We start from the raw sequence: 12,382 nt of genomic DNA, 5'->3' as shown, positions 1-12,382 counted from the left end.
CTTACCTTCCCTCTCCGCAGTCGGTGGAGCGAGCCAGACGTTTGAGCTTCGAGTTAATTTTGAGGCCGCTTTTTGCCGCGGCATCGGCATTGAGATCGAAGCGAACCTTCCCCCCCTCAGTCTTCAGTGCAATCATCCCGCCCTTGCGGCAAAATTGGCCGGTGTCGCGAACGTCGCTGACGATCAGGGCGCTGCCGACTCTGAGCTGGCCAAGCACCTGGTCAACGCTTGATTGCTCCGATTTGCTGATAAAGACGAGGTGGCAACCATGTGCCTCCTGAGGGGTGCGGAGCTCCCGCACCTGTGTCGGATGAGACCCGATCCGCTCTCCGAGTTCTGTTTTCAAATAGGGGCCGAACGGGTCCGGGCCAATCACACAAGCGACAAAAGGGCTGTCAGGGGCCGAGTAGGCCGTCGCAGGCCACTCCACGAAGAGCGCGAAGTTCGCCAGCATCGCCGCCTTCACCTGGTACTCCGGTTCCGCGGCATGCACCGGACGTTCCAGAAGTAGGATCAAACACAACATTATCCGTCCAACCCTTAACACTTCCATGTCACCTTTCCATAGACGCTGCGCCGGATCCTATGGAATTCCGGATGATGGTTAACCAGCAGATTTTGCCCCACTACTGAGAGTCAACGCCCCTCAAAAAAGCCAAGTCGCTTTTCCATACACATTCCGCCGGATTTCAACGACTGGAGTCGACAGCAGGGAAGATGCGCCGAATTCAGGGTGATGGTTGTCAAGCAGGTTTTGCCCCACCACCGAGATCTCGAAATTTTTCCTGAGCCGCCACGCCAGACGGGCGTCCATCGAATAGTAGGCTGGGACTTCTTGAGCAAAACCCTGCAGCTTGCTCACGTAACGACCCATGACATCGAACTCAACGTTTCGGAGTGGATCAACCGAGGCTTGCAGGAAGACTTGTTGCCTCGGATTTCTCTGTTCGATTACTTTCGCTGAGGCCGCGGTCGACGCAGGCAGACCCTCGTCTGCGTGAAGGTCCATCCTCAGCCACGAATAGGCGCCATATAGTCTCAACCCCTTCGCAGGCCGCCAGTCGGCCGCAATTTCGGCACCGTAGGTCCTCCCGTGCATCCCGTTTTCAAAAAGCACAGGCAGAATTTGCGTCCCGGGAGTGGGTCCTGCCTGCGGCGTTTGGGGGACGCCTAAAATAAGCTTTTCGTAATCGTTGTAAAACAGGGCAGCGTCCAGCGAGAATGACTCCACGAGTTGCGTGCGGTAACCGAGCTCGTAGGCGATCAGCGTCTCGGATTCTAGGTCGGGATTGCCGGTGGCCTGGGGAAAGAGGGCACCCCCTGAGGGTAGCGTTGTGGGAGGAGTCTTGAGACGAACACCCTCCTCCACTATGCTAGGTGTGCGAACTGCCCGTGAAACGGAAGCCCAGATGCTGTGTTGTTTGGCCGGGGTCCAGAGGAGGCGGGCTGTGGGTTGGATTTCGAAGCCAGTGAAATCATTGTGTTCAAACTTGGAGCCTAGAATGAGGCTGAGCGTATTAGGGAGCAGACTGATCTCATCCTGCACAAAGGCACTGTAAAGGGACAAATTGAAGTCGTTCTGGTTCCAGGAGAAGACAAACCCGTTATCGGAAAGGGAGTTTCCAACATCCGCACTCTGAAAACGGTATCCCAGACCGTAGGTTACCTTTTGAATTTCCCCGAAAGGAAACTGGTGCTGAAAGTCCAGGTCGTAAGTATCATACTGATGGTTGATGTCAGTAACCGGCTGTGCGGAAGCAAATCTCCACCAGTAGCCCTGAAGAGTCCAATTTGCCTGCTCCCCGGTATTGCGGGTCCATCTGGCAAGGATATTTGAATTATCCGAGATAAACGTGTCTTGGATTATAGTGTTAATCGGCGGGCTCAGTAGTGGGAAGGGGTCCCGTCGTCCTGCGTCGCTATGCACATAGTCTCCTTGAAAGGTCACTAAGTCACTGTCGCCGAACTGCCAATCCGTACGGAAGCCGGTATCTGCTCCCCACCATCCATCATTAGGGTCCCCTTGGGGCGCGAACTGTTCGTAATGGTCAAAGCCCTGGGCATAGATGCGGTAATATCCTTTATCCCTGATCAAGCCGCCATAGCGAACTTCGCCCAAAACGCCTTCAGGCACCCCGCCGTCCGCGCTTAACAGCCCGCCCTGAGTGTCTTTTGCCGATTTGGTAATGATATTTATTACGCCGTTGACCGCGTTCGCGCCCCAAACGCTTGCGCCCGGCCCCCGAATTACCTCGATCCGTTCGATATCCTCAAGTGGGTAGTCAACGGAATTCCAGACGACCCCTGCCAACAGCACGTCGTAAATCGTTCGGCCGTCCATCTGAACCAGCATTTTATTGGAAAACCGGTCGTTGAACCCTCTCGCGCTCGTCGCCCATTTGTTGTTATCTACCCGAGCCACGTCCATTCCTGGGACGCGGCGGAAAAGTTCCGGTATGGTCGTTGCTCCCGAGCGTCGTATGTCCTCCTGGGTTATAACCGTCACTGCCGCGGCAGATTTGCCGATCGTGCTTTCAGTGCGGGTAACGGTAGTGACTTCGAGGTCCATCAATTTTTCCAACCCGAGTGGGGCAAGACGCGACGGAGTTTCCGATTCGGTCGCCGGCGCTCGCGGCTCCATATCGGCTGCGGGGTCGGCAGCGGGAGAGATCGACGGAAGAAGAAAGATGGAAAGCAGCAGGAGCATTAGACGGTAACCCGTCTTATATCGCAGGATAAAACGCGCAGTCTTGACGTCGTCCATGGTCCCCCCCCCCCGCACCTCATATGATCTTCCTGCGCTGCAGGATCAGATAAGACCTGTCCTTGAATGACAAGCCCCTGTTTCTCAATGCAATTAAGACTGTGCCGCACTGAGTCCTTTGCCAAGTCGGCGGCTTAGGCTTGGGAAAAAAACCGTCAACTGGCGGGTTCAGAGGTTCTGTACCATAACAAATGCGCAAACGCAAATTAAGCCGCAGAGTCTTCCAGAAAGAGCGGTCCGCGGTGAAGCTATATACCGCTTCAAAGTCCTTTGGTTTGCCCAGCGAAAGCGGTCGAAGAACAATCAGGAAAAGGTAAAGTCGCAGGATCTCCCCCCCGGCATGAGAGCCGCAGGCATTAGCATCAGGAGCTAACATGAGATTATCTCTTCTTGTCGTGGAAGATGATGAAAAAGCCTGCGAGGTTCTCACTACCTTTACGCTCGTAAGCTGCCGCAAGTTGAGGTGAGACTCGGATACGGCGGCGTGCTGGGCTACAGACGTTTCGTGAGGACCCTGTCAACATCGTGGTGACGGACATTAGGATGCCGGGCATGGACGGGGTTGAGATGGTGAAGGCAATAGAAGAGATGAACGAGAGACAAAGATCACCAACTGTGACAGGCTTCAGCTGGTACCAGAGGGGTGAAAAGCCAGATACGGGTTGACAAGATTGATCAGGAACGTCGGGGACATAGTACAGCCCCGCCCCGGGTGGATACTTCCTAATGACTTTGCGCCGGGTGTTTTCGCCACGGTTACCGTTTTTAGCTATGGAGCATGCTGTATGGGTCACAACACTTCTCGATGTGAGCAAACAGTTCCTTGAAATGCACGGGCTTCATAAGGTAGCCGCAGTGACCTGTCTCGGACAACGCCTCAACGCACCGTTGATTGCGATAAGCACTCAGAACTGTCTTCTGGCGCGAGCCATCTCAATCCCTGTCATTTCAGAAATCTTTATGTCCGGTGATGACGATGTTGGCCGGTGCACCTCGAAGACATGCAACCCTGTTTCTCGTAGTCTGCTTCATAAATTGCCCATCGTGAATTTGCGGGCCTCCATGCGCGCAATCACGAGTTTCAGACCATACTGTTTCACGGCGCACCGGTGCGAGTCACCACATCGTCCTCCACCATCAGCAGGGAACAGGGCGATGTTGCCTCCCTAATCTTGCCGATTGCGTGCCGCCTTAGCGTGGGTATCGCCGAATTATTCACGCTGGGACTGGATCTCCTCGACCAACCGTGCTATGGCCGTCACCATCTCGCCGAAATTCACCGGTTTCAGCAAGTAGTGGCTGATTCCTACGGAGCGGAACTTAGCGACATTGATGCGATCGCTAAACGCGGTCATGACGATGATCCTGGTGTCAGCCTTGATTGCCTTGATCTTCTCGGCCATTTCTACGCCGTCCATCTTCGGCATTTTTATGTCCGTGACCACGATGTCCGGAACGTACTCCTTGAATAGACCGAGCCCCATTTCCCCGTCTACGGCAAGATGAATGTCTGTCTGCGGAAACTTTCGCGGCAGCATCGCACCGAAGACGTCAAGGACCGGCTTGTCATCCTCCACAATGAGTAACGAGAGTCGCGCTCGGCTGATGTCCCTCATCTCACACCTCGACTTATGTGGATTCGATCATCAAGAGTTTCCCTGCGCCTTGCGAATGCTCACACCCTCGGCATGGTGAAGAAAAAGGAGGATCCCTCCCCGGGGAGGGATTCCACCCAGATGCGCCCGCCGTGATGCTCCACGATCTTGCGGCAGATCGCAAGCCCAATGCCGCTACCCTCGTACTCCTCGCGGGTGTGCAGTCGCCGGAAAACCTCGAAGACCCGGTCGAAATACTGGGGCTCCACCCCGATGCCGTTGTCGCGCACGCCAAAAACCCAGTCGCGGTCGCGGCTCTCGCAGGTGACCGAGACACGCGGCGGTATGTCGGGCTTCCTGAACTTTATCGCGTTGCCGATGAGGTTTTGGAAAAGCTGCACCAGCTGAACGTCGTCCCCTTTCACCTTCGGCAGGGCGTCCCGCTCGATCGTGGCGTTGCTCTCCTCTATCGCCCTTCTCAGGTGAGTTTCGGCCTGGGTCAGAACGGAGTCGAGCTCGACCGGAGCAAAAGGCTTTGCCCTGGTTCCCACGCGGGAGTAGGCCAGGAGGTCGTTGATGAGGGTTCGCATCTGCGCCGTGCCGTCCACGATGTAGTGCACGTAGCGGTCGACCTTGTCATCTACTTTCCCCTGGTACCTCTGGGCGAGCAGCTCCGTATAGCTTGTAATGGTATGCAGTGGTTCCTGCAGGTCGTGCGATGCCACCGACGCGAACAGTTCCAGATCCCTGTTGGAACGCTGCAGGTCGGCAACGGCCAAGTCCAAGGATGCCTGGGCCCGCGCACGGGCAGCAATCTCCTCCTCCAGCCTGTCGTTCAATTCCACAAGATGGCGGTTTTGCACCTCCAGTTCCGCCCGCTGCACCTCCAGCTGCTCAGTACGCTGGGCCACCATATGTTCCAGCTCTTCCGTTGCCTGCTGCTTAGCCTTCAGCCGTTCCTCGTTGCGGGCCGATTCCTGCCTAAGTCTCGCCATCTCCAGGTTTACCGACACCCGCGCCACCAGCTCCCGCGCGCTGAAGGGCTTCACCAGGTAGTCGTCAGCGCCCGCCTCCAGCCCTTCCACACGCGACTCCTCCCCCGCCCGCGCCGAGAGCATGAGTACCGGAAGGGAACGGGTCCGTGGATCCTGGCGCAGGCGCGCGAGCAAGCCGAAGCCGTCCAAGCTGGGCATCATGACGTCACTAAGTAGCAAGTCCGGTCTCCGCTCAAGAAGAGACTGCCAAGCCTCTTCCCCATCAGCCACCGCATGCACCTCATACTTGGTCCGGAGCAGCTTGCAGAGGTATTCCCGCATATCAGAGTTGTCGTCAGCCACCAGCAGGTAGCTGGCCTCCCCTGCTCCGGTGGCTGCCACATCGTCGGCTCTCTCCGCGGCTGCGTCACAAGCCTCATCAGGGAGCCAGCGCAGCGCCTCCTCCACGAATGCATCGGCACGGGTCGAGGAGGGTGCCTCACCGGTGTCGATGTGCTCGGCAGGAAGGTGTTCCTTTCCGTAGGGGAATGAGACGGTAAAGGTGCTGCCCCGGCCGAGGGCGCTCTCCACGCGGATGCTCCCGCCGTGCATCTTCACCAGCTCCGCCACTAGAGCGAGCCCGATGCCGGTTCCCTCGTAGGTTCGTCCCCGGGTCCCCTCGATGCGGTGGAAGCGCTTGAAGACGTTGTCAAGCTCGCCTTCCGGGATGCCGCAACCGGTGTCCTGCACAGCCAGCTCCGCATGGTTCCCGCAGGAATAGAGACGCAGGGTGATGCGTCCCTGAAGGGTAAACTTGAAGGCGTTGGAAAGGAGGTTGAGGACGATCTTTTCCAGCATGTCACGGTCCACGTAGACCGGCTCGGTGAGCTGCGCGCAGTCGACGACGAACTCCAGGCCTGCCTTCTCCACGGCTGAGCGGAAAGCGCTGGCAAGGTGGGTGGTCAAGGTCGCCAGTTCGGCGGGGCGGTAATCGGCGCGGAATCGCCCGGATTCGATACGAGTAAAGTCGAGGAGCGAATTTACCAGCTTCAGAAGCCGCAGGCAGTTGCGGTGGGCCACCACGATGTGGTCGCGATCCCCTGCGGCAACACTCCCGTCGGCATGTGCCAGGACGTCCTCCAGGGGACCGAGCATGAGAGTGAGGGGGGTGCGGAACTCGTGACTCACGTTGCTGAAAAAAACCGTCTTGGCGCGGTCCAGCTCGGCGAGCCTCTCGGCGCGCAGTTTCTCCTCCTCGTAGGCACTGGCGTTTGCCACGGCGGCGCTGATGGTCACCGCGAGCTGCTCGTAGAAGACGCGGTACCTGTCGTTGAAGGGCAGGCGCGAGCTGACGCCGGCGATAAAGATGGCAGCCGGGAGCTTCCGACCCGGTATCGATATGGGGAGTGCCAGGGCGAGCGCGGGGGGCTCGGGATATGGGCCGCAGGGGGAGGAGATCTTGTCGCCCAACTGTATCTCTTGCGGGGTACCGGAATGCGCCACCTCTGCCAGCGGCCAGGCGGCCTCTTTGTCATCCACTTCGATGATTGGCGGAGTGAATGGAGTCCCTGCTCCCGTCCCGGTGCTGCTTACCAGCCGTGCCGTCTTCCCCTTCGCGTCGATCGCGTAAAGGATGACGAAGGGCAAGTCCAGGGCGTACGCTTCCAGCACTTCCGCGGCTGCCGTAAGCGCCTCGTCGCTGTTCTTGGCCTTGCCCATTCGTGCCCCCAGGTCCCTCAGGGCACTGATACGCCGCTCCGCAAGCATCTCGCCAGTCGTCTCGTTCACCGGGTGGAAGAGGCCGCCGACCCCTCCAGTCTCGTCGCGGATGGGGCTGAAGGAGAAGGTGAAGAAGGTTTCCTCCAGGTAGCCGTTCCGGTCCAGAAACATGCGCTGATTTTCCAGGTAGGAAGTCTCGCCCGCCAGCGCACGCTGGAAAGCCTCGCCTATTTCCGGCCAGCACGACGCCCAGCACTCGGTGAAGTCCTGCCCCATGGAACGCGGATGCTTGCCGCCGCAGATGGGCCAGTAGCCGTCGTTGTAAATCTGGATGTGGTTGGGCCCCAGGCGAGGGAGATGGGGAAGTTTGAGGCAAGGCACAGGCTGACCGTGGTGCGCAGACTCTGGGGCCACGATTCGATCGGCCCCAGAGGCGTCCGCGACCAGTCCATTGACCGTATCAGCTTGCCCATCTCTCCACCGTCGGCAAGCCAGCTCCGGCCTATTTCGTCATCGCGTTTCGCCATGCTGTGAGATGCCTTCGCTATCGATCCGACTCCCTACCAAGGGAGGGGTAGGGCTTACTATATTATCACGCACAGCAAGAGGTTTGGAATAGGTGGGGCGTACTGCCGCCAGGAAGGCGAGGATTTGAGGGTCAGTACGGGTCCATGCCGGCGACGTGCTCCTGCTCGGCGGGGGACCTGCGGGGCGGAACTCTCCAGCGCCTTGCAGGTGGGGTCATCGTTGAAGGTAGACGCCTCGACTCGACGTTTTAGCTACAGAGATTTCTGACATGAGCCACAACACTTCTCGATATGAGCAAATAATTCCTTGAAGTCGACGGGCTTCATAATGTAGGCACAGTAGTCTATCTGGGACAGTTCCTCGTTGAACCGCTGATTGCCGTAAGCGGTTAACACAATGAACGTCACACCAGCATCAATCTCTCTTATGGCGCGAGCCATCTCAATCCCTGTCATTTCAGGCATGTTTATGTCTGTTATGACGATGTCAGGCCGGTGCATCTCGAAAAGATACAACCCGTCTTTTCCGTTGTCAGCTTCATAGATCGCGCATTTTGGAAACTTGCGCGCGACCATGCGTGCAATCACTGTGCGCGTCACTGCATCGTCCTCAACCATCAGCAGGGAACAGGTCTTTTCAGTGTCATTTGAAGACATGTTGACCTCACCAATCTTGCGACGTCGATGAAAGAAAACCAGCCCCTCCTCAACGCACAGTAAAGTAGAAGATCGCCCCTTTTCCTGGCGTTCCTTCAGCCCATGTGTGCCCGCCGTGACGCTGAATGATCCGTTGCACTGTGGCCAAGCCGATGCCGAAGCCACCCTTCTGCGTACCAGGGAGGCGCTGGAAGGGAGCGAAGATCTTCTCTGCCCGCGCTGCCTCGAACCCTGGACCATTGTCCCGCACGAAGTAGGCGAACCCTCCGTCTATCGCCACCGTCCCAAACTCGATGACCGCGCCACGAAGCCCCTCGGTGAACTTCCATGCGTTTCCAAGAAGGTTATCGAGAACGAGGCGGAGGAGATCCGGATCTCCATCTGCAAAGACACCATCGGGGATCTCGAATATAACCTCCCGTTCGGGGGAGGCGCCTGTCAACTCTCTTGCCGCCTCCTTCGCCATGGCGGCTAAATCGACCCTCTCCCTCCGCAACGCCACCCGCCCGGCACGAGAAAAATTCAAAAGAGAATCCACAAGCCGGCTCATCCGCAGAGCGCCCTGATAGCATTGCTGCAGGTAGCTAAGGCAGACATCGTCAAGCACGGGACCACACATTTCTTCCACAGCTTGGCAGTAGGCGCTGATGGCGTTTATAGGCTGTCGCAGGTCATGTGCCACCGTATGGTTGAGGCCTCCAATTCGTTGTTGGCTTCCCGCAGTTCCTCCATGACTGCCTTCCGTTGCCTGGCATATCGGATGGCACGAGTAAGGACTGCGGCATTGATTTCCCCCTTGATAAGGTAGTCCTGAATGTCCAACTGCAGAGATGAGAGGGCGCTCTCCTCATCATTTAGCACGGTCAGCACCACGATCGGCACTTTCGGGTCTTGCCTGCGCACCGAAAGCGCGCTCTCGAGCCCACGGCTGTCTGGAAGCCCAAGATCGACTAGAATGCAGTCGAAGCTACGATCCTTCATGAGCTCGAGCCCCTTGGCGAGATAATCTACATGATGAACCGAGAATTGCTCCTTGCGGATATCAGAGAGCATCTCCAATATCAGATCCGCCTCCGCCCTGTCGTCCTCGATGATAAGTATCTCTGTCGTTCTCTCCATAATGGTCACTTTGGCGGCAACTGCACGATGCCGAACCAGTAGTCCTCGATGAGTTTTACCAGCACAAGGTTAGTCCGGATTTTTTGCCATTATCAATACTATACTCCATCCCCCCTCTGGCGGCATACCCTGTACGGTACACCGGGAACCGCGACGCCGGCTCAAGCTCAAAGTGTCAGAGACAACGGCATTGGGTTCGACATGGCACATGCCAGGGACATCTTCGAGCCCTTCCGTCGTCTGCACAGTGGTGAACGGGTGGGATGGCTGGGGATCAGTCTCGCGACGGTAGAACGCATCATCAAGCGACATGGCGGCAGGATATGGGCCGAAGGTGAGCCCGATAAGGGAGCAACTTTGTATTTCACGCTATAGGATGCACCCCACGACTGCTCACCCAGGGTGTTGTAGCTATCCCATTAAAAAAGATCGCTCGGAAACAAATAAAACGTTTCTCAGCCACAAAAGGTATGGTACCCTTCCCCGGCCGGAAAGAGCGCATGATCAACACCGAAGAGGAGAAAAGCATGGAGAAGGCAGCCGCACCCGAAAAAGAGGCAACACAGGCCCCCGAGGTGATTCAGAAGGCTCCCAGCGGGATCAAGGGACTTGATGAAATAACCGGAGGAGGTCTCCCCATGGGGCGCCCGACGCTCGTTTGCGGCGGGACCGGTTGCGGAAAGACACTTCTTGCCATGGAGTTCCTGGTGCACGGTGCGACTGAATTCTCCGAACCGGGCGTGTTCATGTCCTTTGAAGAGAAATCGGACGAGCTGGCGAAGAACTTCGCCTCTCTGGGCTTCGACCTCGATGATCTTGCCCGGCAGGGGAAACTGGTACTCGATTATGTGCACATAGAGAAGAGCGAGATAGAGGAAACCGGCGACTACGATCTGGAGGGGCTCTTCATCCGCATGGGGTACGCCATCGACTCCATCGGCGCGAAGCGGGTCGTCCTCGATACCATCGAGGCCCTTTTCTCCGGCCTCGACAACGAGAGCATCCTGCGCGCGGAGCTGAGACGGCTCTTTCGCTTCCTGAAGGACAAGGGAGTCACCGCCATCGTTACCGGCGAGCAGGGGGAGAAGACCCTTACCCGCTACGGGCTTGAGGAATACGTGGCGGACTGCGTCATCTTCCTGGACCACACAGTGACCCAGCAGATAGCGACCCGGCGGATGCGCATCATAAAGTATCGCGGATCTTCCCATGGCACAAACCAGTATCCGTTCCTTATCGACGAGCGCGGCCTGTCCGTCATGCCCATATCCTCGCTCGGACTCGCCCACCCTGCTTCCACCGAGCGCATATCGTCGGGGGTCGAGAGACTCGACACCATGCTGGGGGGCAAGGGGTACTACAGGGGAAGCAGCGTCCTCATAACCGGCACTGCCGGAACAGGGAAGTCCAGCTTCTCTGCCCACTTCGTCGATGCCGCCTGCCGCCGTGGCGAGCGCGCCGTGTACTTCGGGTTCGAAGAGTCCCAGAACCAGATCATCCGCAACATGCGATCGATCGGGATCGATCTGGAGCAGTGGATCGACAAGGGGCTGCTGACCTTCCACAACACGCGTCCGACCCTGTACGGGCTTGAAATGCACCTTGTTACGATGCACAAGGTGATCGACGAGATAAACCCGTCGGTGGTGGTGGTCGATCCGATCTCCAGCCTGGTAAGCGGTGCCAGCGACGCCGAGGTGAAGTCGATGCTCTCCCGCCTGATCGACTACCTGAAGACGAAGGAGATAACCGCCTTCTGTACCGACCTGACGACTGCCGGCGGCAGCCTGGAAAAGACGGAGGTGGGGGTGTCGTCTCTGATGGATACCTGGCTTCTCCTGCAGACCATGGAGGAAACCGGCGAGAGAAACCGCGGCCTGTACATCCTCAAGTCCCGCGGCATGTCGCACTCAAACCAGGTGCGGGAATACCTCCTCACAGACCAGGGGATCCGGCTCCGGGACGTCTATCTCGGCGCCGCCGGAGTCCTCACCGGGTCCGCCCGCACCGCGCAGGAGGCGCGTGATCTGGCGCAGTCCCTGGAACAGCAGCAGGAAATCGAGCGCCGGCAGCGCGATCTCGCGCGCAAGAAGGCGCTTCTGGAAGCCCAGGTAGCTGCCCTGTACGCCGAATACGAGGTCGAAAAGGAAGATCTGGAGATCTCTCTCGCCCGGGAGAGACAGCGGGAGGTAACGATGGCAGAGGCCAGCGCCGTGATGGCGGCAAGCCGCAGGGCGGACTGCGATGCGGCAACGGCGGCGAAATCCGGCCAGCGGGGTGCCCAATGACAGATTGCGGCAGCAGGAGCTCGATGGCACCCGCGCAGCAGGACGCGGGCGAGGAAAAATGGATACTCAGGCTGTACGTGGCCGGACAGACCCCGAAGTCGGTGGCAGCCTTTGCGAACCTGAAAAGGATTTGCGAGGAGCACCTGGAAGGCATGTACCAGATTGAGGTCGTGGACCTCGTGGTGAACCCTGCTCTCGCCAGAAACGACCAGATCCTGGCACTGCCGACCCTGGTGCGCCGGCTTCCGCCACCGATGAAAAAGATCATCGGGGACCTGTCCAACACGGAGCGCGTCCTTGTCGGACTGGACATTCGCCCCCTTCCCTGACGGCGAGGGCACGAGGAAATGATGGAAAAGAAAGAGAAGGACGAATCCGGCGCCTTCGAGGACAGGGCTGAGGTTTTCGAGGCTGCGCTCACGGCTGAGCCGGGATTGTATATCCTGCGGCTGTACGTCTCCGGACTGACTCCGAACTCCGTGAAGGCGATCGAGAACGTGCAGAAGATCTGCAAAGATCACCTCAGCGGCGGCTACCAGCTTGAAGTCGTGGACATCTATCAGCAGCCGATTTTCGCAAAGGAGGGGCAGATAGTCGCGGCGCCGACCCTGGTGAAGGAGCTGCCCCCCCCTCTTCGCAAGTTCATAGGGGACATGTCGCAGACGGAGAGGATCCTGCTGGGCCTTGACCTGCGCACGAGAAAGTAGTGGGATGACCGAATGAGGGTGACCTAGAGTAT

11 protein-coding genes and 2 pseudogenes are annotated in these 12,382 nt (G+C 58.1%); 5 read left to right on the top strand and 8 right to left on the bottom strand.

The features are described 5' to 3' along the window. Position 1: 1 nt before the first annotated feature. A complete protein-coding gene (locus LPW11_RS19115; protein WP_230995463.1) occupies positions 2-526 on the bottom strand; it encodes a YfiR family protein in 525 nt (174 codons plus the stop codon). A gap of 120 nt (positions 527-646) precedes the next feature. After that, complete coding sequence (locus LPW11_RS19110) at positions 647-2,764, bottom strand: TonB-dependent receptor plug domain-containing protein (RefSeq protein ID WP_230995462.1); 2,118 nt, start codon at positions 2,762-2,764, stop codon at positions 647-649. Positions 2,765-3,238: 474 nt separating this feature from the next. Here LPW11_RS19110 and LPW11_RS22375 point away from each other — a divergent pair, with 474 nt between their 5' ends. Beyond that, a complete protein-coding gene (locus tag LPW11_RS22375; RefSeq protein WP_269145425.1) occupies positions 3,239-3,430 on the top strand; it encodes a response regulator in 192 nt (63 codons plus the stop codon). 545 nt (positions 3,431-3,975) lie between these two features. Here LPW11_RS22375 and LPW11_RS19105 read toward each other — a convergent pair. The 6 genes and pseudogenes from LPW11_RS19105 to LPW11_RS19085 all read right to left on the bottom strand — a co-directional run bounded on the left by LPW11_RS19105 (position 3,976) and on the right by LPW11_RS19085 (position 9,355). After that, on the bottom strand, positions 3,976-4,380 hold the full coding sequence (locus LPW11_RS19105; RefSeq protein WP_230995461.1) for a response regulator: 405 nt from the start codon (positions 4,378-4,380) through the stop codon (positions 3,976-3,978). 59 nt (positions 4,381-4,439) lie between these two features. After that, entirely contained in the window at positions 4,440-7,433 is a 2,994-nt protein-coding gene (locus LPW11_RS19100) for an ATP-binding protein (RefSeq protein ID WP_230995460.1), read from the bottom strand. 398 nt (positions 7,434-7,831) lie between these two features. Further along, on the bottom strand, positions 7,832-8,236 hold the full coding sequence (locus LPW11_RS19095) for a response regulator transcription factor (RefSeq protein ID WP_230995459.1): 405 nt from the start codon (positions 8,234-8,236) through the stop codon (positions 7,832-7,834). Positions 8,237-8,285: 49 nt separating this feature from the next. Further along, positions 8,286-8,762: a sensor histidine kinase gene (locus LPW11_RS19090; protein ID WP_230995458.1), complete on the bottom strand. Its 477-nt coding sequence runs from the start codon at positions 8,760-8,762 to the stop codon at positions 8,286-8,288. Positions 8,763-8,804: 42 nt separating this feature from the next. Continuing rightward, a pseudogene (locus LPW11_RS22530) lies at positions 8,805-8,918 on the bottom strand (hypothetical protein); the annotation flags it as partial. Continuing rightward, positions 8,891-9,355 (bottom strand): response regulator, encoded by a 465-nt coding sequence (locus LPW11_RS19085; protein ID WP_230995457.1) that lies wholly within the window; start codon positions 9,353-9,355, stop codon positions 8,891-8,893. The pseudogene LPW11_RS22530 and the gene LPW11_RS19085, both read right to left, overlap by 28 nt. A 174-nt stretch (positions 9,356-9,529) precedes the next feature. Between LPW11_RS19085 and LPW11_RS22525 the strand changes: the two are divergent. The 4 genes and pseudogenes from LPW11_RS22525 to LPW11_RS19065 all read left to right on the top strand — a co-directional run. Next, positions 9,530-9,730, top strand: a pseudogene (locus LPW11_RS22525) (ATP-binding protein); the annotation flags it as partial. A gap of 125 nt (positions 9,731-9,855) precedes the next feature. After that, positions 9,856-11,643 carry a circadian clock protein KaiC gene (kaiC, locus tag LPW11_RS19075; RefSeq protein ID WP_230995456.1) on the top strand — a complete coding sequence of 596 codons (1,788 nt, stop codon included), beginning with the start codon at positions 9,856-9,858 and terminating at the stop codon, positions 11,641-11,643. 23 nt (positions 11,644-11,666) lie between these two features. Further along, positions 11,667-11,972 (top strand): circadian clock KaiB family protein, encoded by a 306-nt coding sequence (locus tag LPW11_RS19070; protein ID WP_230995455.1) that lies wholly within the window; start codon positions 11,667-11,669, stop codon positions 11,970-11,972. 21 nt (positions 11,973-11,993) lie between these two features. Then, the gene (locus LPW11_RS19065) at positions 11,994-12,350 is read left to right on the top strand and encodes a circadian clock KaiB family protein (RefSeq protein ID WP_230995454.1); all 357 of its coding nucleotides are present in this window, start codon (positions 11,994-11,996) and stop codon (positions 12,348-12,350) included. Positions 12,351-12,382 lie beyond the last annotated feature (32 nt).

This window comes from Geomonas sp. RF6 (genome assembly GCF_021044625.1).
GTDB lineage: Bacteria > Desulfobacterota > Desulfuromonadia > Geobacterales > Geobacteraceae > RF6.
The sequence above is the reverse complement of the archived record's forward strand: the minus strand, read 5'-3'. Positions and strand labels throughout refer to the sequence as shown.

Coding starts and splice junctions, on each gene's coding strand:
- LPW11_RS19115 (WP_230995463.1), bottom strand. CDS start 526: ATGTTGTGTTTGATCCTACTTCTGGAACGTCCGGTGCATGCCGCGGAA.
- LPW11_RS19110 (WP_230995462.1), bottom strand. CDS start 2,764: ATGGACGACGTCAAGACTGCGCGTTTTATCCTGCGATATAAGACGGGT.
- LPW11_RS19105 (WP_230995461.1), bottom strand. CDS start 4,380: ATGAGGGACATCAGCCGAGCGCGACTCTCGTTACTCATTGTGGAGGAT.
- LPW11_RS19095 (WP_230995459.1), bottom strand. CDS start 8,236: ATGTCTTCAAATGACACTGAAAAGACCTGTTCCCTGCTGATGGTTGAG.
- LPW11_RS19085 (WP_230995457.1), bottom strand. CDS start 9,355: ATGGAGAGAACGACAGAGATACTTATCATCGAGGACGACAGGGCGGAG.
- kaiC (WP_230995456.1), top strand. CDS start 9,856: ATGATCAACACCGAAGAGGAGAAAAGCATGGAGAAGGCAGCCGCACCC.
- LPW11_RS19070 (WP_230995455.1), top strand. CDS start 11,667: ATGGCACCCGCGCAGCAGGACGCGGGCGAGGAAAAATGGATACTCAGG.
- LPW11_RS19065 (WP_230995454.1), top strand. CDS start 11,994: ATGGAAAAGAAAGAGAAGGACGAATCCGGCGCCTTCGAGGACAGGGCT.